This is a genomic window from Pseudobutyrivibrio sp. (assembly GCF_015057185.1).
GTDB lineage: Bacteria > Bacillota > Clostridia > Lachnospirales > Lachnospiraceae > Pseudobutyrivibrio.
In genome coordinates this window covers 36779-57887 of record NZ_SVEV01000011.1, presented here as the reverse complement: position 1 = coordinate 57887, position 21109 = coordinate 36779, and the positions used below count along the sequence as shown (strand labels likewise).

Genomic DNA, 21109 nt, shown 5'->3' with positions numbered 1-21109 from the left:
ACAAATTTCCAAAAAAAATTTAAAAATCCCCTTGACGAAACTGTCTAGCCATAGTATTATTTATCTCGTCGCTGAGGCAAGACAGCACATGGTTCCTTGGTCAAGCGGTTAAGACGTCGCCCTCTCACGGCGAAAACAGCGGTTCGATTCCGCTAGGAACTGCTCTTAAGCATCACAGTTTTCTGTGGTGCTTTTTTTATTGCTTGCCCTCTAATTTTCCTGCCCACTCGGGCCCCACTTCCAGCCATGGCCGCCACCCCTGCCCCCCCTGTAGACAAACACAATTTCACGAATATTTTTAGTTTTCCAATATGCAAAAGGGAGCATCCCGCATGTGTCTTTCTATGGATGAACTATTTTGAAAAATGTATTTTTACTGGGCGGATATATTAGTTTATTTTAATTGGTACAACTCAGGTCTCAAGGGGGAATCGGGTTCATAGTACGTTTGCTAAGAAAATTTAAAAAGCAGGATTATCATATATTGGCACCGTGCTTTATACGACATCGTGTCGCGTGTCGCACTTGCGCCGCCGTCCTAGCGGCGCATGCCAATATATTGATAATCCTGCTTTTAATTTTCTAAGCGCACTCCCAAATCACCCAATTCCCCCTGAGCCTGAGTTGTACTAAATATAGTTTTTGATGTCCGCCCATAAAATACTTTTTTCAAAATTGTACAGGTCCATGATTTTCATCAGAAAATCATGAACCGGACATAGACCAATATTTTCTGAAAGAAAATATTGCCTGGCAAAGCCAGGTTCTTGTGGGCTTTTCATAAAGCAGCCCACAAGAAGTCACAGACATGAGAAAGACACATGCTAATAAAAGATGCGAGTCTTTGCATATTAGGAAAACAAAATATTCTTGTGAAGTGTTTGTCTACAGGGGGCAGGGGTGGCGGCCATGGTGGAACGCGGGGTCCGAGTGGGCAATATACCAAAATGGCAAGCAATAAAAAACGCTCCACAAAGGGAGCGCTTAAGAGCAATTTATTATGCAAAGAAAAAGTAGTAACAAGCCTGAAGCCAAAGGGCTGTAACTGCAAGTACGCTTACGATGATGGCACCTACGGCTCTAATGATGCAAGCTGTATCTTCTAGTGCAATAGAACGCTTTGCATAAGTTGCATTTTCTACGATAAAACCGATGAAAAATAATGTTGCTAAACTAAAAACTACTAACATAAGAATGCTTAACATAAAATAACCTCTCTACTTTCACACAAAAAACAACGGTCTATATGATATACAGTAGAGAGGTTATATTCAATTGTTATTATTCACAGATTTTTAACAATATTTTCACATTTTATAACAACATTAGATAACTACACTGAAAGCTTGTTGTCCATAATCCATGCTGTTATAAAGTACATAACTAATGATAATAGTGCGTAGATTACTATGTTAATTATATTATATGATATAGAAATGTACGAAGAGCTACTACCTGGATGAGCAACATTAGCAACTACATTGCTAACTACAATTAAGATTACAATGAAGATAATAAAGCTGAGAATCGAGCTGTGCTTTCTTCCATTTAATAATGTAGCTGCAATTACTTCTGCGAAGAATCCAAGTGTGATTACAAATAACCAAGAAACAAGCATTGAGAAGAGGCTAGTTATTACTACACCACTATCAAGTCTAACTAAGTCAGAGAAAAAGTATCCCAATGCATCAAACATTTCTTCTAATTCACCATATTTTGCTGAAATAAGTACTGCATCAAGCGCTCCAAGAGCGATGAAGAAGGATCCACCAATTATGATAGATGCACCGCTTTCGATAACCTTTGATCCAAGAATCTTGTAGCTGCTGTTAGGTGTCATAAAAAGCATATAGCTTTGTTTTGTATTTAAATCCTTATGTAGTAATCTAATTCCATAGATACCAATAAGTATGATGGCTACAAATGATTCTAAAACTAAAATGCATGTAGAAATTGCAAATGTATCTTCACTTTCTGTGTATAATCCAATTAAAACAAATGCCTCAATAACAGCTGTTATTGCGAGAATAATCATTTTTATTCCAAGTGTTTTACGAAATTCATATTTTAATAGCTTTCCCATTTTTGACCTCCCTTATCTAGCGTATACTTCACGATACTTGTCTGCAATAGATACTCCTGAGCCTGATCTCATAAGCTCCAAGTCATAGATACCCTGTAGCTTTGCTTCCTTAATAAAAATGGCTCTATCTACTACTGACTCAAGTTCTTCTACCAAATGACTAGAAATAATAAGAATATTATCCGGAGAAGTCTCTGTGAGAACAGCCTTCATAACCTGGTCGCGTGCTAATAAATCAATTCCATTTAAAGGTTCATCAAGCATGTAGATTTTTGAGTTACGTCCCATTGTTGCAGCAACTTTAAGCTTGGCCATCATACCTGAAGAAAGGTTTTTAAGTTTTAAATCCATGGATAATTCCATCAGATCAATCAATCTAGCATATTTATTAAAATCGAAATCTCCAAAGAAATCCTGATAGTATTTGCCAACATCTAAAACTGTCATCCAATCATAAAAATATGGCTCAGTAGACATGTAGGCAATTTCCTTACGAGACTCAATACTAACAGGAGCCCCCTTGTATAAAATTACTCCGCTGGTTGGTTTGATAAGACCTGCAACCATTTTCATCCATGTGGTCTTACCACTTCCGTTAGGTCCAAGTAGTGCATAAATATGTCCTGGCTCTAAAGTCATAGATACATTATCCACTGCCACTTTGTTAAGAAACTTTTTCGTTACATTAACACTCTCTAGCATTTCATCATCCTCCTAAATTAAGCAAATGTCATTTGCTTCGTTAATCATTTCAATTGCTTCTTCCTTGGTTATTCCAAGCTCCTTTAGGCCAATTAAAAACCTGTGCAAGGTTTCATCAGCCATTTGTTTTCTGCACTCAATTATTTTTTGGTGGTCTTCTGTGACAAAGGTACCCATACCTCGTTTTGTAAAGCATATTTCCTGACGTTCCAATTCCTGATAAACCCTAGCGGCGGTATTAGGATTTATAGTGTATTGAATCGCCAAATCACGACCTGATGGTAGCTTGTCTCCCGCTTTTAGCTTGCCATTGATAATGTCAAGCTTTATTGCATCAACAACCTGCAAATAAATTGGCGCGTTTGTTTCATACTTTAACATTTATAACTCCTCTTAATAACAATACCCTAGTGCACTATATGAATAGTACACTAGGGTATTAAAGTTGTCAATACAATTTTTAAAATTTTTTCAGATAATTAAAAAACCGGCTACAGGCCAATGTTTTTAGAATAATGATTTAACTGTAGGATAAAGCTTCTTAAATTCCTGATATCTCTCTTCGTATTTACGAATCAATTCTGGATCAGGCTCTATAGTTTCCTTTACTCGTACTATCGCCTGGCACGCTTCCTCAACGGAAGCGTACGTTCCGCAACCAACTGCTGCAAGTATAGCACCACCAAGTCCTGGTCCTTCCTCATTCTCGAGAATATCAAGCTTAAGATTCATAACAGAAGCTATAATCTGCTGCCATAATGGAGATTTAGCGCCACCACCGCAAATCTTAGAGCGCTCAATCTTGATGCCCTGTGAACGAGCTACCTCAAGGGAATCACGAAGTCCAAAGGCAACACCTTCAAGTACTGCCTGTGTCATGTCCTCACGTGTTGTATCCATAGACATGCCGATGAACATAGCACGAGCATCAGGATTGTTGTGTGGGCTACGTTCTCCCATAAGGTATGGAAGGTAAAATACATGATTCTCTCCAAGATTTTTGATACCAGCCTGTTCTGCAGGGTAATCCTTTGTTTTAAGGATTTCATCCATCCACCACTTATTGCATGATGCTGCTGAAAGCATACATCCCATAAGGTGATATCCACCATCAGCATGGTCAAATGAGTGAAGTGCATTTGCAGGGTCTACTGTAAAGTTCTTGCTAGAGATAAAGATTGTACCTGATGTACCGATTGAAAGGTTACATTTGCCCTCTCCAACTGTGCCTGTACCAACAGCAGCTGCAGCGTTATCGCCGGCGCCTGCGATAATCTTTACATCATTAGTAAAGCCAAGCTCTGATGCAACCTCTGGTTTGATTGTGCCTACTACCTCGTAGCTTTCATAAAGCTTTGGAAGCTGAGCTTCTGAAACATGGCAAATATCCATCATTTCCTTGCTCCAACAACGATTCTTTACATCCAGCAAAAGCATGCCGCTGGCATCAGAATAATCTGTGCAGAAGCTTCCTGAAAGCTTATAAGCAATGTAATCCTTTGGAAGCATAATCTTTGCAACCTTTGCCCAAAGCCCTGGCTCATTTTCCTGCATCCAAAGAATCTTTGGTGCTGTAAATCCTGCAAATGCAATGTTTGCTGTATACTGAGACAACTTATCTTTTCCTATTACAGTGTTAAGATAATCTGTCTCTTTTCCTGTACGTCCATCATTCCAAAGAATTGCTGGGCGAATCACATTATCATCTGCATCAAGAGTAACAAGACCATGCATCTGGCCACCAAATGAAATACCAGCAACTTTTGTCTTATCAACCTCTGAAGTGAGCTCCTTAAGTCCTGCAATTACCTGAGTCCACCAATCCTCTGGCTTCTGCTCAGACCAACCTGGATGTGGAAAGCTAAGGTCATATTCCTTTGAAACGATTTTCTCGATTTTTCCGTTACCTTCCATGAGAAGGAGTTTTACTGCGGAAGTACCAAGATCTACACCAATATAATACATTTTCCATTCTCCTTTTTCGTAAAACCACGCCTCAAGGCGTTATCTACTATAATCTTGTATAAATAAAAAGTGACTGACTCAAAGTCTTGGCAAGCGCGAGCAGGGGTGCTAAAGGTCCTGTGGACCTTTGTTAAGCACCGACCGTAGTGAAACGGAGACAGTATCGTACCGAGCTAGGAGGGCGCCGCATAGCGGAAAGTTGCCTAGCTCGAGTACGAGGGGTGCCCTGCGGGAGCATGAAAAACTACACGTCAGTCACTACTCAGTTTAAATTATCTCCAAGGATTCTCTGTAGGGTAACGTACGCCTGCAGGCTGGTTGTATCCGATTTCGTCTACGTCCACTCCGATGTACTTGAACACTTCGAAGAGTGACTTTCCGTAGTGACCAAATGCAACAGCTCCGTGATGTGGGAATCCCTTCTCGATTAACCAGTGACGATAGAATCTACCCATCTCAGGAATTGCAAATACACCGATTGAACCAAATGACTTTGTTCGAACATCAAGAACTTCACCCTGTGCAATGTAAGCACGAAGCTTGTTGTCAGCTGTAGACTGAAGTCTGTAGAATGTGATTTCACCTGGAGCGATATCACCTTCAAGTGTTCCGTTTGTAACCTCTACAGGAAGAGTACGTGCCATAATCTTCTGGTTTCTCATCTCGCAGAATGCAAGCTTTCTAGAGCATGTATTTCCGCAATGGAATCCCATGAATGTATCCTCAAGTGTGTAATTTGTCTTACCCTTGATTTCCTCATTGTACATATCCTTTGGTACTGAGTTGTTGATGTCAAGAAGTGTTACAACATCCTCTGATACAACTGTACCGATGAACTCTGAAAGACATCCGTAGATATCAACCTCACATGATACAGGGATTCCTTCACCTGTAAGACGAGAGTTTACATAACAAGGAACGAAACCAAACTGTGTCTGGAATGCAGGCCAGCACTTACCAGCGATTGCTACGTATTTACGATATCCCTTGTGATCTCTTACCCAATCCTTAAGTGTAAGCTCATACTGAGCAAGCTTTTCAAGAACCTCTGGCTTCTTATTTCCAGCGCCAAGCTCCTTCTCCATATCTGCAACAACCTCTGGAATACGGCTATCACCAGCGTGCTTGTTGAATGCTTCGAAAAGATCAAGCTCTGAGTTCTCTTCAATTTCAACACCAAGGTTGTAGAGCTGCTTGATTGGTGCATTACAAGCAAGGAAGTTCATTGGACGTGGACCAAAGCTGATAATCTTTAAATCTGAAAGTGCGATAACTGCACGAGCGATTGGCTCAAAGTCATGAATCATGTCAGCGCAATCCTCAGCATCACCGACTGGATACTCAGGGATATATGCCTTAACATTTCTAAGCTGAAGGTTGTAAGATGCATTAAGCATACCGCAGTAAGCATCTCCTCTACCATCTAATAAGCTATTGCCTGTCTCCTCTGCTGCTGCACAGAACATCTTAGGTCCATCAAAGTGCTTTGCAAGAAGTGTCTCAGAGATTTCTGGACCAAAGTTTCCAAGATATACACAAAGTGCATTACATCCAGCCTTCTTGATATCCTCAAGAGCCTGTACCATATGAATTTCACTTTCTACTATACATACAGGACACTCATAGATATGCTCTGAACCATACTTCTTTGTATATGCTTCGATGAGCGCCTTTCTTCTGTCTACAGATAAGCTTTCTGGGAAGCAGTCACGAGAAACTGCTACTACACCAATTTTTACATTTGGCATGTTTGTCATAGTTATTACCCTCCTTAATACTTTCAGTTGTTAAATCTCAACAAATTTTTCCTGATTTGTAAAATTATAATAGCAAACAAAAACATTTGTAGACTTTTAAATCTTTACTATGTGATGTCATTTTTTTGTCCTAATAAAAATTAGGAATAAACCATAAAGCTACACACAATGTGTAATATTGTGTATTTTTTTAGCAATATCTATTGACTTTTGTATGCTTTATCTATAGTATTTTGGTTTGTGGGAACCACAAGGAGGACATATATATGAAAAATTTATCTAGAATCTTAGTAGCATCATTAATGGCCGCTGTACTTTTAGTTGGATGCGGAAAGCCAAAGACATTAGAGGCTTATTTCGATGAGCATGATGATGAGTGGCAGGAAATCACTGAAACATACGGTGATATGTGTGACATCGAGGTTGAGGAAAACACAATGACTTATACTTTCGATATCGGCGGTTCATATGAGGGCGAAGAAAAGGATGCACTTGCAGAGCAGTTAGAGAGCACAATGGACAGCATGAGTTCTACATTCGAATCTTCAAAAGAGTTAATCGAAAAAGAAACAGATGTTGATGTTGAAATGGTTATCGTATACGTTGACGGTGACGGAAACGAAATCTACAGCGCAACATTCTAATTTAAAAAAGTTTGAGCATCGCAAATTGCGATGCTCTTTTTTTACTCAATATTATAATCTGCTAACCTATCTGAAATACCATTGAAAAACTCTGCCTGGTCAAAAGAGAGCTTTATGATATCCTGGGCTTCATACATTTTTCTGCCCTTTTCCAATTTATCCTTTTTAGAAGCACATTCATGTTCAGAAGGGACGTAAAGGAAATTAATATCCATTCCATCCTCAAGATAATCTATACTGCTGTTAATAAATATCTGTCCCGGAGCGTCATTCCTATTGTGAATGGCTTTGAACTTACCTGAATAATATTTTGCAGGCAAATTGTTGTCCTGATAAATACATACTTTTTCTAGGCCTTCTTTTTTGAAAATATACATTGCTAATAATGCCGCAAGCTCTTCTCCAGCAACATTTGATTGTCTAAAAAAGTCTTTGTATTCAATAGCTCTGTCCATTACATATCTATATAAAGTAATTGTTTTTTGCTTTAAATTACACAGTACAACTCCATATACTATTTTTGAGCTAGCGTATTCAAGGTTTTCTCCTTCAATTCCCAAATCAATAATATCATCGCCAGCGCCCTTATTTCCGCCGCCATCAACAAAAGCTACAGCATCAAACTCTTTGGCTATATCATCAAAAACAGCTGTTTCGTTAAGATTCATGCCATATTTACGAGCCAAATTCTGAACATCATTTCTATTGGCAAAATCCCGTACATCCACAGGGTTAGAATAGGCATTTTGAAGCATTTCATCTATCAATCTGCAGGTGTCCACCCATCTATTTCTAACCTTATCCGACCGAATGGAGCATTGTTCAACCCTTCCTTCAGGATTTTTACCAATATCCACTTTTACCTTTTTTAAGTTTTCTAAAGCTTCCTTAGGTGAAACTATATTAACATCAACGTTTCCTGCTGATGCCTTTGCAGGCTTTTTTACTCCAGAATCGACTGCTGCATCATTCATGAATGCCTCCGCCTCTTCTCTAGAAGTAAATCCTTTATATTTAGCGCCTGAATATCCTTTTATTAAAGGCTCCACCTGACTCCATTCACAACAGTAAATCCCAGGCTTCTTACCAACCTTTACAGCATAATACTTTTTTGCCATATTTAATCCTCGCTTTTATTTTTTCTGTATTCACTAGGCAAAACACCATATTTATCTCTAAAAGCATTTGAAAAAGCTTTAGAATTTGGGAATCCATTACCAAGAGCAATGTCCACTATCTGTCCACCAGTCTCCTCTAGCTCCCTAACTGCATGTTCTAGTCTAATGCTTAAAAGATAATCCTTGAAATTAATCCCAGCATCCTTTTGAAACATTCTAGACAAATAAGATGGAGAATAATTAAACTGATCAGCCATCATTTCAAGGGACAAAGGCTCAGCATAATGATCCTTCATATATCTAGTAATATTTGATAGTTTTTTCAGCTGTTTATTGCTGTTTAGTATTTCATCATTTACATTGAATTTGCGATATTTGGTAACAAGCAAATATAAAAGCTCGTAGTACAGGCTTAGGACCTGAAGCTTGTTTCCCTCTTCTCCGTTAGAATTAATCAAATACATTTCCTGAAGAAGTGTAAACACACGATGGTCAGATTCTCTGTCCCCATGGGAAAACCATATAAACTGATCATCTGTAAAATAATCAGCGAAAGTATCCTGCGGAATCTGAAGCACAACAGTCCTATTAGGATTCGGGGCAGAAATACTATGAACCTCGTTGCTATTTACAATTACAAACTCACCATTTGAGAGAGGAACCTTTTTGTCATGAAGGCAAAACTCCAAACGACCTTCCCACACCGCAAATATTTCTATAGAACGGTGCCAATGCTTATCTCTAACATAGCCACCGTTAGCCCCCTCAAAAGAAAACAATTTGAATGGCAACCCCGCATCTGTTACCACCACCTCATGCTGATAAGACTTTAAATCCATATCAAATAATCTCCCTATAGTAGCGAAAATCACCATCTGGCTCAGAGCCAATCTGATAAAAACCTAATTTGGTCAGCAAACCTCTACTGGCCTTATTATCAGGATCACATCGTGCGATTAAGCTAGTAAGCCCATACTTTTCTCTAGCGATTTTGATTATGCATGTGCAAACTTCGTAAGCCAGTCCCCTTCTCCACATATCAGAGGCAATGCAAAAGCCCAGCTCAGCCTGATTTTCCTTTTCACAGGTCTCACGCACCTCAATCCCAGCTCTACCTATTAGTTTATTGGTAGTTTTATCGAAAATCAACCACATTCCAAAACCATATAATTTATATACATATTCGATGTAGTTTTCCTCATATTGGCGCTCTCTTTCGTACTCAAAAAGAGGTTCCATATATTCGGTGATTCCCGGCTTATTATATAGCTCAAACAAATCATCCAAATCTTTCATAGCAAATTCTCTGATATAGGTTCTTTCAGTTTGGGCTATATCAAGAGGAATCCCCATATATCTACGATAAATATTTTCGAACTCGATATCATCTACATCATCCACATCCATAAGAATATAATCGCATTTTAGATTAGAAACGCTATCATGCTCAAAAGCAGCAACCGGTAGCTTTCTCCTGAGGCATTCATCAATAACAGCCTGGCTATCTGTTATTACCAATGTTCCACTGGGATAGTCAGGCTGCAATAGTTCTTTTTTAGTTATTCTTTGAATGTCCTGCAAATAAGTCAAGCTATTCTCCAACTTTCGCTAATCTCTGCTTCTGCTATTAACAATCAAAACCAATCTAGCAAGCTGTAAAATTGTAGTAAATAAAGCTGCTACATATGTAAGGGCCGCAGCCTTTAAAACCTTTTTAGCTCCTGCATGCTCTTGGCCTTCTAATATATTGTACTGATCGAGAATTCTAAGGGCTCTAGCACTGGCATCAAACTCAACAGGAAGTGTAATCAGCTGGAAGAACACTACAAATGCAAAAAGGAAAATACCAAACTGTGCAAGTGGTGTAGAACCAATGAGTAATCCAATTAAAATCACAGGCCATGATACCCATGAACCAATATTAGCAAGTGGAACTGATGCTGCTCGTAAATTAAGTGGGCCATATTCTTCCTGATGTTGAATCGCGTGTCCACACTCATGAGCTGCTACTCCAATAGCTGCTACACTAGTCTGACCATAAACTGCATCAGAAAGTCTAAGCACCTTTTCCTTTGGCGAATAGTGATCAGTAAGGTTACCACGAATTCTTTCTATTCTAACATCATAAATTCCAGCAGAATGCAAAATCTGCTCTGCAACCTGGTTAGACGTAAGACCACGATAGTTTCTCATTTTATTATATTTACTAAATGTACTCTTTACGTTAATTGTAGCAAGACCACTAATCAATGCTCCCACTAATACAAGTAAAATAGTCCAATCAAATCCATATCCGTAACCGTATCCATAACCGTAATACATTTTAAGTCCTCCTTATGTATATGAACCTTTTCTATACATAGTATATAGCTTATGACCTTGGATTACTAATAAAAAAATATTAAATATCTATAAAAAAATCCTGCCCCATTTGGAGCAGGATGAAAAAAACTTTGCTACGTAACATCAATTCGGCAGGTCATTGTATAGACTTTTCCATTTGATTTTTTCATTCGAACTGTAAGCGTTGCCGTTCCCTTACCAGCAGATGTTATTACTCCATTTGAATCAACTGTAAAAACACTTGCATTCGAGGACGTATAAGTCACATTATATTCCTTATCAGTGCTATTTAAATAATCGGTGTTCAACGCCACTTGAGCAGATGAACCTGAGGATAATTCATAGGATGCATCATCAGGCAAATTAATATTGCCTATATTAGTAGCATTGTTGGCATAACTTCGACTACTTCCACCGCTAGCTTTCTGAGTTGTAGAGGTAGTTGCTGCAGTACTTGTAGTAGTGCTAGCAGTTGTAGTTGTATCACTTGTTGAATTAGTAGTTGTTGTATCCGCCGTAGATTTTGTGCTAGCTGTATCAGTTGTTGTAGCAGTTGTGCTTGTACTATCCGTGCTACTATCAGTTGTAGCTTCAGGCTCTCCTAGCTGAATGTACATAGCAGGTCTGATTCCAGTTCCCATATAGAAAAACTGTCTATCGACAAGCTTTGTTGTGTCATTTACATATAGACCTTTAGCTGGGTCATCATAAGAATTAGTTCTAAGTGGCCACTGGGCGGTGGTTTCAAATTTTATTTTATCAAGATTATCAGTAAATTCATCCGATGAAAGGAAGAAAATATAGTCATTGGTTGGTGTTTGGTTATTATAAATATTCATATTTAGTGAATTCTTTACACCATTTGCCACATAATATGAATCCAATGTTGTGTCATGATAGAAATTCATAATACTCTTTTGAGCATCTGCAGTAGTAAGAGGTGTCTGCTGAATCATGGCACGCTCAGCTTCTGTAAAGGAATTATAGTAAAATACCTGATTTAACCAACCTCTCCAGTAGCTGTCGGCCCATTGTACATATCCTGCCGAAGTACCCGACTGAAGATAACTATTTATAATTGCCTGCTTATAGGAGGTGATAGAATTTGATGTAAGTGTTTTTCTAGCAACAACAAAGGCAATCTTTGTAGTATCGTCATATGTAAGAATGGTCCAGTTAATAATGGTGTTGTCTAGTGTACCAAAAGCTATGTCATCACCCTCAGCATATGTTGAGGAACTGGCCTTTTTCTTAGCATCAGCATTTAAAGAAACACCTATTAACGCTGTACCCATGAAAATCACCAAAGTGAGTGTTAATATACGTTTTAATCTATTTATTGTTTTTCTCATATGCGCACCTCCAAAAAGGCATAAATCTACTTACACCTTCATACTATATGTCGGCACTTTTGAAACTAAGTAAATAGCAAACATAAAATTAAAATGTCACGTTTTTGTGAAACTGGTAATTGTCTGTGTATAAATTCCTTGCTATACTTGATTGCAGTTCGTTTTTTAAGGAGTATGATAATGACTAAAAAAGATATGCTAAAATTATTGCACGATGAAGAGCCTATTCTTCGTGCTGAAATAACTGCTCTTTATTCAGTTCTTGATCACAAATTAGGCTTACACGGAGCTGAACTTCCAATCACCTTTGGCATGGATGAGAAGGCTCTCGGTTCTTACTTACCAGCATCTTATGATAATGAAGAACAATTTCAATTCTCACTCTTTTTCATTGGCTTTTGCATGAATGAGCAAATCAGCAAAAATGATCGCATTAATCTTTACAAGCATGAATACGCACACTACATGGCACACCACCTTAGCATCCCTGACAAATATAATTGGCAGCCAGGTGTACACGGCAGTGCATGGAAGTATTGCTGTTCATTAATTGGTGCAGTTCCTTCTGATTACTACATCGAAGATGCAAGCATCAAAAAGATAGATTATGAATCAGTTCTCACACGTCCAAATGTAGACCACAATCAGGTTCGTATGTTAGATACTTACCGCACACAACGTGCTTACAAAAATATGGAAAATGCCAAAATTAAATACGAAGTTGGTGACACTGTTAGTCATCCAAAATTCGGCGAAGGCACTGTTAAAGAAATCGAGCAGCAGCCATCATCTGTAAGACTTCACATTTTATTTGGCGAAGAAATCAAAATCATTGACCAGAAATGGTTAGTAAAGACTGGATACAAAAAAGTTGCAGAGCGCTAAGCGTTCTGCAACTTTTTTAATACCTCATCAAGAGTTTGCTCTAAATCAAGACCTCCCTCATCAACAATTACATCTGCATATTTTTCATATAGCGGTATGCGTTCATTGTAGAGAGCCTGTAAATCCTGTCCATCCTTTAAGACAACACCACGTCCCTTAAGGCTGCCAAGTCGACTATCAAGAGTTTCATAATCAAGCTTTAGGTATACAACAGTTCCAATTTTCCTTAGATGCTCCATAGCTTCCTTGCCATAAATAACGCTTCCGCCTGTTGCAATAACTGTCTTAGTAGTTTGAATGTTGGCATTTACTTGATTTTCAATTGCCAAAAATCCATCCACACCCTTGCTTGCAATAATATCCTTTAACAGCTGCTTCTCCTGCTTTTGGATAAGCAAATCTGCATCAACGAACTCGTATCCTAACTCCTTTGCAAGCACTACACCAAGTGTGCTTTTGCCAACTCCTGGCATTCCGATTAAAACTATGTTGTCTCTCATGGCCTAATACTCCTGTACAAATTTAAGAAACATTATGCCATAAAGGACTTAGGTCTTTCAATAATAAATAATTAAAAAAATCCTAGGATTGCTCCTAGGATTTAAATCTGTTTATTGCTGTAGTATTGCCTGAACCTGATCTCTCTTTTCAAATAAAACACAACCACCTACATGGTCATCCATTAATATATCTGTATCCTGCAATACCTTGAACAAACGTGAGGAAATAGCCCCCTTAAGAGATGCTTCTCTAACATTTGTATCTGAATAAGGTGAAAATGGACAAGGCTCTGCTCCACCATGAGAATTGATATGGAAGAAGCCTCTACCTGCTGCCACACAGCCTCCTGAAGATTTTTCATCTCCTGGGAAGGAAATAAACACCATTTCCTGATACTGTTCTCTTAGCTCAGCTATTCTCGCTCTAAGCTGCCCCTCTTGCTCCTCTGAAAGCGCCAAATTCTTGCTCTCATCCGACACTGGAACATATTCTACATATATTACAGCCTTGCAGCCATAACCGCCCAGCATTGATACAAAGTCGTCAGAAAGAACATCATCAAAATTTTCGGTAGTTACTGTAACTGAATTTCCAAAAATCAAATGCTTTTCTTTAAACTTTTCCATATTGGAAATTAGTTTGTCGTAAATGCCCTCGCCACGACGATTATCAGTAGCTTCCTTGTGTCCCTCAATACTCATTATTGGAACAAGATTGCGATGCTTATTAAACATCTCAAAATACTCATCACTAATGAATACACCATTTGTAAAGATTGGGAAAAGGATATCCTTGTATTCCGCCGCAGACTTTATAACATCCTTGCGGAGAAGTGGCTCACCGCCAGCTAAAAGAATAAAGCTAATTCCTAATTCTTTTGCTTCAGCAAATACTTTTCCCCATTCCTCACCAGTCATCTGGTCAACTGGCGCACAATCCTTAGTTGCTTCATTTTGTCTAGAGTAGCAACCTGCGCAGTGAAGATTGCAGTTGCTTGTAATGGAAGCAATCAAAAATGGGGGTACGTGTAAGCCCTCATTTTTGTATCTAAGTCTTGTGTTTGATGCCTTTTTAGAGGCTGCCGCAAAGGTAGCCATAAAAATACTCTCAGCTGGGTCCTTTAACGTGGCACGAAGGGAATCCTTCACTATTCGCTCTACGCCCTTTGTCATGTAGCCCTGAATGTCAAAATTTTTATCTTTCATAATTCAAAAAATGTCTGCATACTCTCCTAATAAATCAACATTACCTCTCAGTGAATCCGCCTCTGTTATTTCTCGAATAACCTTGCAAGGAACACCTGCAGAAAATGTCCCTGAGGGAATATCCTTTGTTACCACTGAACCTGCACCTATGACACAATCATCTCCTATGCTAACACCTGGACATACTGTGACATTTGCACCGAACCAACAGTTATTACCAATTGTGACCGGCTTTGCATAGCAAAAGCCCTTTCTCATTCCATTTGGTAATTCTCTGGCCTTTCTCTCCTGGGCAATCATTGGATGAACGGGAGTAGCAATTGTAAGCCCTGGGCCAAAATTATTGTTATCTCCTATGGTCACTGATCCATCATCCTGAATAGTAGTATTAAAATTGAAAAAGCAGCCTGAGCCAATATGAGTATGACGACCATAATGTATGTAAATTGGTCCTTGAAAGAAATTTTTCTCTCCCATATCCGGAAACAAAGCTCTAAGAATCTCGTTCCTTTTTTCGGTCTCATCCTCATGAAGAATATTGTAATCCATGCTGAGATTATGTGCTTTTAGCTTCATCGCTACCAGTTCTGAATCACCAGGTGTGTACAGCTTCCCGCTGAGTATCTTTTCTTCCTCATTCATATTGCTCTGTGCCCCCTATTTAATACCTACTCTTTTGCAATATCTATTGTGCACAATTATATTTTATCACGTTGATTTATTTTTTCAAGTAAGAAAAACTGTTTATTCTGACTACAATTTAAATATTCTATCTACCGCCTGCATTACTCTGCTTAAATTTCTGATGTCCTCTACAACATCACCAGTCTCTAGTGAATGATTAGCATTAGGAATTATGGCATAAGTAAGCGACATCTGATCACACAATTGCTCAAGCATCTCTGTATCACAGAGGGGATCAGCACTACCATGGAAAATAAGTCCTTCGCAGGCACCTAAAAATGCAAATGTCTCTGGTATAGGTGTATAAACAATCATTTCAGCGTCAATTTCGTATGTCATAGCATATTTAGCCATAAGGGCTGTGCCAATGCTTTTTCCCACAAAAATAACTCTATCATACTGCTCAAAGTTAATATCCTTAAGTGTCTTATCCACTTGCAAAAAAGCAGCATCCAAGGCAGCCATTGCCTTTTTGGCATCAAACTCTCTAGATGATTTAAACTCTGCTATATCGTATTTCACTTCACGAATTTCGTAGTCATAATTCTTTGCTATTTTCTTTGTGTAGTAAAGCAATGGTTTATCACTGTGATACCCAACTCCAGGGAAAACTACTACTAACTTCTTTTCCATGATTTCTCCTATTATTTAAACTATTGTTAAAATCTTAATCTTACTGATGGCATGAACCATGGTGGCAAGTATGACCTGCCTCATGCTCGTGATCATGATGGCTACAGTTAGCCTCACCAACAGCAGCAAGTGTTCCATTAATAAATGAAGCTACTACCTCGTCTGTGTTTCCAGAAGCTCCTGCATAAAGCTTAATGCCAGCCTCCTGAAGTGCCATTACAGCACCGCCACCGATACCACCACAGATAAGTGTATCTACATCAGCGATACGAAGAACACCAGCTAAAGCGCCACAGCCCTCTCCATTTGTGCTAACAATAGTAGAGTTAACTACCTTGCCATCCTCAATATCGTATACCTTGAACTCTTCTGTTCTTCCAAAATGTCCAAATACGTTTCCATTATCATAAGTTACTGCTACTCTCATTATTTTATCTCCTTTTACCTCTACATTTATATCAGAAAACTCTGGATTAGGATTCATCTCCACATTACCACCGGAAATACGAATACGCATTCCATTTACCAATGCTTTTGCAATTTTCCTTCGAGCGCTCTCATACATAGCAGTCACAGTTGTACGTGACACACCCATACTAGCCGCGCACTCCTCCTGATTCATGCCCTCTGCATCCAATAGTCTAACTGTTTCATACTCATCAAGAGATAAGGTCACAGTCTCAAACTCTAGAGCATCTGTATTCTCAGGCACAAAACTATAGTGGTCTGGAAAACTATTAATTTTTCTACGCTTTGGTAATCTAGGCAAAACTATCCCTCCATTTTCTGACATATGTCAGATTAAAATATATCATTTATATTGACATATGTCAAAAACCTTTAAAGCCTTATTACCTATTACAACACGAAAAAAAGAGCCTTCATATTGAAGACTATTTTTCAAACAACTCTGGCTCTGTTTCTTTTAGTATATCTGCTAGTACCTTATAGTCTAGATACTGCATTCCTTCCTTTCCTTGATGTATTTTATTTGAAAGCTTACTACCATAATAGATAGCCATTGCTTTCTCTAGAGAAATATTGTTTTCTTTTGCTATATAAGAAATCAATCTCTCTTCCAAGCTTTCCTGGTATACCTGTTCTAATACTTTATCATCCATTATTTAACCTCATATGAAGAACTATAAGACAAAAGATTATCTATAGCTTTTTGTGATATAAAAGCTATCTGGTCATAAGTTTCATATACCTTGATTTCTTTCAAAGCTCTATCTCTATCCCAGATGCCTTGATGATACATATCTACAACTCTAAAAACCTTATCATCAGCTACTTTTCCAATGATAATATCATATTGTTTATATTCTTCATTTCCATCTCTACATGAGCATACAAAATCTATCCACTCTATCAAATCATCTGGAAATGTCTTTACGTTAAAGGAATCATAATCAGCTTTCAGTTCGTAACAGTTAACTATAGACATTTCCTTATCAAAGATATCAGCCTTTCTTCTAGCCCATTTTTCAGCCTGTTCCTTAACTGTAGTAATATAAAAACCTTTACCAAAATCTAATGGTCTATATGAGTGATTAATATCTGGCTTCTTAATTACATCAATTCCGCCATGGTAAACAATCATATTTTAACACCTCTTGCATTTAAATAATCTGTAATGTCATCAATAACATAGGATGTGCTTTGAGTATGAATTATATCAAAATGCTTAACTAAATAATTATTTATACAATCAACACTACTAAGCATAGTATAAACCTCGGATGGTAGTTTCCCCCACTTATTAGCACAAGCATGAATCATGTAGATTACAAACGAAAAAGATTCTTGATTCATCTATTTAATCTCCTTTGTTAAATTAACTCCTACATAAATAATATAACAGATTCCTACATAAAAGAAAAAGCCTTCAGACATAAGTCTGAAGGCTTTCATTGCTGAGGCTGAGGAGGCTCGAACTCCCGACAACCTGATTAAAAGTCAGGTGCTCTACCAACTGAGCTACAACCCCATATTTAATTAGTTGACTGACCAAGCCGCAATAAAAAAGGCATAGACCAGAAACTGGGCTAGCTGGATTCGAACCAGCGAATGCCAGAATCAAAATCTGGTGCCTTACCGCTTGGCGATAGCCCAACGTGCGATGTTGCTATCGCAACAGGGTGGGTAGAGGGGTTCGAACCCTCGACCTTCGGAACCACAATCCGACGCGCTAACCAGCTGTGCCACACCCACCATATCATTAACTTGTTTAATAAAACAAGAATGTTCGCCTGTCACAAAACAGTAAACTGTTTTAGGCTCAACAATGTCTTTGCGATAGTAGGCTTTCAAAAACATTGTTAAATGTGCCAGAAGGGATTCGAACCCCCGACCCACGGCTTAGAAGGCCGTTGCTCTATCCAGCTGAGCTACTGACACATATTCAGATATCTTAGAAAATAAAAAGCGGGTGATGGGAATCGAACCCACGTATTCAGCTTGGAAGGCTGATGTTCTACCATTGAACCACACCCGCATAACAATTATTTATTTCTAAGTCGGGGTGACAGGATTCGAACCTGCGACCCCCTGGTCCCAAACCAGGTGCTCTAGCCAAACTGAGCCACACCCCGATAGGTTGTTGTCCGCTCGTTTCTGATATCTCGCTTGCGAACAATAAGGAGTATATATGAGAAACAAGCTAATGTCAACAACTTTTTGGAAATTTAATTGTTAGAATTTTGGTCGAAATATCTGATTTTCCGACAAATCATTCGAGGATATGACTAAGTCCTTGAGCTATGATTGTTACTACATGTTCATCTGCAAGACTATAGTAAATTTGCTTGCCTTCACGACGACTTTTTACTAGTTTATTAGAGCGCAAAATTTGGAGCTGATGTGACACTGCAGACTGAGTCATTCCAAGGCTCTCTGAGATATCACAAACACATAACTCTGACTCAAATAAAGCCACAAGTATTCTCACTCTCGTGCTATCTCCAAAAACCTTGAATAACTCTGCAAGATCATATAGCGCATCTTCATCCGGAAGCTCCGCCAAAACCTTATTTACCAAATTTGTATGTACACATTTTTCGTCACAACACTCTGCGTGTTTTACCATTATTTTATTCCTTTCACTCTAAGTGCTCTGATAGCATTAAGCACAGCGATTACCATTACACCAACATCTGCGAAAATTGCAATCCACATATTAGCGACACCGATTGCGCCAAGGATAAGACATGCCACCTTTATACCTATTGCAAAATAGATATTTTCATATACGATTCTCATACATTTCTTTGAAATACCAATAGCCTTTACTATGCTATTAGGATCATCATCCATAAGAACTACATCAGCTGCTTCAATGGCTGCATCACTACCTAATCCACCCATGGCAACGCCAATATCAGCTCTAGAAAGAACAGGTGCGTCATTAATACCATCACCTACAAATATAAGCTGTTCCTTTTCTGACTTTGACTCTAAAAGGCGCTCCACATTAGAAACCTTATCTGCAGGTAATAGCTCTGCGAAGACCTCGTCTAAACCTAATTCTGTAGCCACTATATCTGCAACATTTTTGCTATCACCTGTAAGCATAACTGTTTTTCTAACGCCAATTCTCTTAAGGCCTGATATTGCCATCTTTGAGTGTTCTTTTAGCTTATCAGATATTAATATATATCCACAATAATTTCCATCCATTGCCACATGGATAATTGTGCCTGGCTCTCTAATTTCTTCTACCTGAATGCCAATAGATGTCATAAGCTTTTGATTTCCTACATGGACCTCTGTTCCTGAAACTGTAGCTTTGATGCCGTGACCAGATATCTCCTGTACATCAGTAACTACAGATGTATCGATAGGCTTGCCATATGCTTCTTTTAAGCTTTTAGAAATAGGATGGTTAGAGAAAGCCTCTGCCATTGCAGTTTTCTCCAGAAGCTGGTCCTTAGAAATGTTTTTTGCTTCTATTTTAGTAACTTCAAATACACCCTTTGTAAGAGTGCCTGTTTTATCCATTACAACAATTTTGGCACGAGACAATGCGTCCAAGTAGTTGGAGCCCTTTACCAAAACTCCTGCTCGGCTGGCACCACCAATGCCTGCAAAGAAGGTAAGTGGAATGGAGATAACAAGGGCGCATGGACAACTAATTACCAAGAATGTAAGAGCTCTATAAATCCACTGTGTCCACAATGGGTCAATTCCCATAATCAATCTAACAACTGGCGGAAGCACTGCCAATGCAAGAGCTGAATAACATACTACTGGAGTATATATTCTTGCAAATTTTGAAATAAAGTTCTCTGGCTTAGATTTCTTTGATGATGCATTTTCAACCAAATCAAGAATTTTTGATGCTGTAGACTCTCCAAATTCCTTTGTAGTTCTAATTGTCAAAACCCCTGACATATTGATGCATCCTGATATAACTTCGTACCCTATTTTTGCTGAACGAGGAACGCTCTCTCCTGTAAGGGCTGCTGTATCTAAAGTAGCACTGCCATCTATTACAACACCATCAATAGGTATCTTCTCGCCTGGCTGAACCACTATCTCGCTGCCAATTTCTACTTCGTCTGGGTCAACCTGTTCTAATGTTCCATCAACCATGACATTAGCAAAGTCAGGTCTAATATCCATAAGCTGTGAAATATTTCTGCGGCTCTTGCCAACTGCATAGGATTGGAAAAGCTCTCCAATCTGATAGAACAACATAACCGCTACACCTTCGGTATATTCTCCTAATGCTATAGCACCAACTGTGGCAATTGCCATAAGGAAATTCTCGTCGAAGACCTGCTTATTTTTGATTCCCTTAAAAGCTTTTAGTAGGATATCATATCCCACAGTGAAGTATGGAATCATAAATAGAATAAAGCGCGCCAGCGGATAGTTATCAAGTGGTGACAAAACAAGGATAATCATCAGCACTGCTGCGATCAATATTCTAGTTAATGCCTTCTTTTGTTTTTTATTCATAGTAGACTCCTAATAAATACTAATTAAAGAAAAATCTCGCAATCGTCCTCTACCTTTTTGCAGTTCTTAAGGACCTCAGCCATAACAGCCTTTGCATCAGCGCCCTCTTCGAACTCTACAGACATCTTTAATGCCATAAAATTAACAACAGCATCAGCTACTCCAGCTGTCTTTTTAGCTGCCTCTTCCATTTTGTTAGCACAATTAGCGCAATCAACCTCAATCTTATATGTCTTTTTCATATTTTTCCCTCCTAATATAAATCATATTGTTTG

General features: G+C 38.6%; 24 protein-coding genes and 7 tRNA genes. 3 read left to right on the top strand and 28 right to left on the bottom strand.

Annotated elements, in window-relative coordinates:
* Window positions 1-90: 90 nt before the first annotated feature.
* A tRNA-Glu gene (locus tag E7276_RS06020) sits at window positions 91-162 on the top strand.
* 836 nt (window positions 163-998) lie between these two features.
* Here E7276_RS06020 and E7276_RS06015 read toward each other — a convergent pair.
* The 6 genes from E7276_RS06015 to E7276_RS05990 form a co-directional block, all read right to left on the bottom strand.
* Complete coding sequence (locus tag E7276_RS06015) at window positions 999-1205, bottom strand: hypothetical protein (RefSeq protein ID WP_294214984.1); 207 nt, start codon at window positions 1203-1205, stop codon at window positions 999-1001.
* Window positions 1206-1333: 128 nt separating this feature from the next.
* Window positions 1334-2083, bottom strand: coding sequence for a hypothetical protein (locus E7276_RS06010; RefSeq protein WP_294214982.1), 750 nt, complete (start codon window positions 2081-2083; stop codon window positions 1334-1336).
* A gap of 12 nt (window positions 2084-2095) precedes the next feature.
* On the bottom strand, window positions 2096-2785 hold the full coding sequence (locus E7276_RS06005) for an ABC transporter ATP-binding protein (RefSeq protein WP_294214980.1): 690 nt from the start codon (window positions 2783-2785) through the stop codon (window positions 2096-2098).
* 12 nt (window positions 2786-2797) lie between these two features.
* Entirely contained in the window at window positions 2798-3166 is a 369-nt protein-coding gene (locus E7276_RS06000; RefSeq protein WP_294214978.1) for a GntR family transcriptional regulator, read from the bottom strand.
* 126 nt (window positions 3167-3292) lie between these two features.
* Entirely contained in the window at window positions 3293-4750 is a 1458-nt protein-coding gene (xylB, locus tag E7276_RS05995; protein WP_294214976.1) for a xylulokinase, read from the bottom strand.
* Window positions 4751-5022: 272 nt separating this feature from the next.
* Window positions 5023-6507 carry an L-fucose/L-arabinose isomerase family protein gene (locus E7276_RS05990; RefSeq protein WP_294214974.1) on the bottom strand — a complete coding sequence of 495 codons (1485 nt, stop codon included), beginning with the start codon at window positions 6505-6507 and terminating at the stop codon, window positions 5023-5025.
* A gap of 266 nt (window positions 6508-6773) precedes the next feature.
* On the opposite strand from E7276_RS05990, the gene E7276_RS05985 reads away from it, so the two are divergent.
* On the top strand, window positions 6774-7151 hold the full coding sequence (locus E7276_RS05985; protein WP_294214972.1) for a DUF4854 domain-containing protein: 378 nt from the start codon (window positions 6774-6776) through the stop codon (window positions 7149-7151).
* A 41-nt stretch (window positions 7152-7192) separates the two neighbouring features.
* Here E7276_RS05985 and E7276_RS05980 read toward each other — a convergent pair whose 3' ends face one another.
* The 5 genes from E7276_RS05980 to E7276_RS05960 all read right to left on the bottom strand — a co-directional run bounded on the left by E7276_RS05980 (window position 7193) and on the right by E7276_RS05960 (window position 11964).
* On the bottom strand, window positions 7193-8269 hold the full coding sequence (locus tag E7276_RS05980; RefSeq protein WP_294214970.1) for an RNase H1/viroplasmin domain-containing protein: 1077 nt from the start codon (window positions 8267-8269) through the stop codon (window positions 7193-7195).
* Window positions 8270-8271: 2 nt separating this feature from the next.
* Complete coding sequence (locus E7276_RS05975) at window positions 8272-9108, bottom strand: AraC family transcriptional regulator (RefSeq protein WP_294214969.1); 837 nt, start codon at window positions 9106-9108, stop codon at window positions 8272-8274.
* A 1-nt stretch (window position 9109) separates the two neighbouring features.
* Complete coding sequence (locus E7276_RS05970) at window positions 9110-9859, bottom strand: GNAT family N-acetyltransferase (protein ID WP_294214967.1); 750 nt, start codon at window positions 9857-9859, stop codon at window positions 9110-9112.
* 18 nt (window positions 9860-9877) lie between these two features.
* On the bottom strand, window positions 9878-10591 hold the full coding sequence (locus tag E7276_RS05965; protein ID WP_294214965.1) for a zinc metallopeptidase: 714 nt from the start codon (window positions 10589-10591) through the stop codon (window positions 9878-9880).
* A gap of 134 nt (window positions 10592-10725) precedes the next feature.
* A complete protein-coding gene (locus tag E7276_RS05960; RefSeq protein ID WP_294214963.1) occupies window positions 10726-11964 on the bottom strand; it encodes a DUF6273 domain-containing protein in 1239 nt (412 codons plus the stop codon).
* 180 nt (window positions 11965-12144) lie between these two features.
* Between E7276_RS05960 and E7276_RS05955 the strand changes: the two genes are divergently transcribed.
* Window positions 12145-12849, top strand: coding sequence for a hypothetical protein (locus E7276_RS05955; protein ID WP_294214961.1), 705 nt, complete (start codon window positions 12145-12147; stop codon window positions 12847-12849).
* On the opposite strand, the gene E7276_RS05950 is transcribed toward E7276_RS05955, so the two are convergent.
* The 17 genes from E7276_RS05950 to E7276_RS05870 all read right to left on the bottom strand — a co-directional run bounded on the left by E7276_RS05950 (window position 12846) and on the right by E7276_RS05870 (window position 21076).
* Entirely contained in the window at window positions 12846-13349 is a 504-nt protein-coding gene (locus E7276_RS05950) for a shikimate kinase (protein ID WP_294214959.1), read from the bottom strand. The genes E7276_RS05955 and E7276_RS05950 overlap by 4 nt on opposite strands.
* Before the next feature lie 111 nt (window positions 13350-13460).
* Window positions 13461-14555, bottom strand: coding sequence for a radical SAM/SPASM domain-containing protein (locus E7276_RS05945; RefSeq protein ID WP_294214957.1), 1095 nt, complete (start codon window positions 14553-14555; stop codon window positions 13461-13463).
* Window positions 14556-14558: 3 nt separating this feature from the next.
* Window positions 14559-15197, bottom strand: a complete 639-nt coding sequence (locus E7276_RS05940) for a sugar O-acetyltransferase (protein WP_294214954.1) — start codon at window positions 15195-15197, stop codon at window positions 14559-14561.
* Window positions 15198-15308: 111 nt separating this feature from the next.
* Window positions 15309-15872, bottom strand: coding sequence for an alpha/beta hydrolase (locus E7276_RS05935; RefSeq protein ID WP_294214950.1), 564 nt, complete (start codon window positions 15870-15872; stop codon window positions 15309-15311).
* A gap of 40 nt (window positions 15873-15912) precedes the next feature.
* Window positions 15913-16641 carry a NifB/NifX family molybdenum-iron cluster-binding protein gene (locus E7276_RS05930; RefSeq protein WP_294214947.1) on the bottom strand — a complete coding sequence of 243 codons (729 nt, stop codon included), beginning with the start codon at window positions 16639-16641 and terminating at the stop codon, window positions 15913-15915.
* Window positions 16642-16765: 124 nt separating this feature from the next.
* On the bottom strand, window positions 16766-16993 hold the full coding sequence (locus E7276_RS05925) for a hypothetical protein (RefSeq protein WP_294214944.1): 228 nt from the start codon (window positions 16991-16993) through the stop codon (window positions 16766-16768).
* A complete protein-coding gene (locus E7276_RS05920) occupies window positions 16993-17475 on the bottom strand; it encodes a DUF3990 domain-containing protein (protein WP_294214941.1) in 483 nt (160 codons plus the stop codon). The genes E7276_RS05925 and E7276_RS05920 overlap by 1 nt, the downstream gene beginning before the upstream one ends.
* Window positions 17472-17687, bottom strand: a complete 216-nt coding sequence (locus tag E7276_RS05915; protein ID WP_028248494.1) for a DUF3791 domain-containing protein — start codon at window positions 17685-17687, stop codon at window positions 17472-17474. Before E7276_RS05915 ends, E7276_RS05920 begins: the two co-directional genes overlap by 4 nt.
* Before the next feature lie 102 nt (window positions 17688-17789).
* Window positions 17790-17862, bottom strand: a tRNA-Lys gene (locus E7276_RS05910).
* A gap of 53 nt (window positions 17863-17915) precedes the next feature.
* Window positions 17916-17987: transfer RNA gene (locus E7276_RS05905), tRNA-Gln, on the bottom strand.
* Window positions 17988-18012: 25 nt separating this feature from the next.
* Window positions 18013-18086: transfer RNA gene (locus E7276_RS05900), tRNA-His, on the bottom strand.
* 112 nt (window positions 18087-18198) lie between these two features.
* Window positions 18199-18272: transfer RNA gene (locus E7276_RS05895), tRNA-Arg, on the bottom strand.
* A 26-nt stretch (window positions 18273-18298) separates the two neighbouring features.
* Window positions 18299-18369: transfer RNA gene (locus E7276_RS05890), tRNA-Gly, on the bottom strand.
* A 22-nt stretch (window positions 18370-18391) separates the two neighbouring features.
* Window positions 18392-18466: transfer RNA gene (locus E7276_RS05885), tRNA-Pro, on the bottom strand.
* Between the two features lie 137 nt (window positions 18467-18603).
* Complete coding sequence (locus E7276_RS05880) at window positions 18604-18960, bottom strand: ArsR/SmtB family transcription factor (RefSeq protein ID WP_294214927.1); 357 nt, start codon at window positions 18958-18960, stop codon at window positions 18604-18606.
* On the bottom strand, window positions 18960-20834 hold the full coding sequence (locus E7276_RS05875; protein WP_294214924.1) for a heavy metal translocating P-type ATPase: 1875 nt from the start codon (window positions 20832-20834) through the stop codon (window positions 18960-18962). Before E7276_RS05875 ends, E7276_RS05880 begins: the two co-directional genes overlap by 1 nt.
* Before the next feature lie 23 nt (window positions 20835-20857).
* Window positions 20858-21076, bottom strand: coding sequence for a cation transporter (locus E7276_RS05870; protein WP_294214922.1), 219 nt, complete (start codon window positions 21074-21076; stop codon window positions 20858-20860).
* Window positions 21077-21109: the final 33 nt, after the last annotated feature.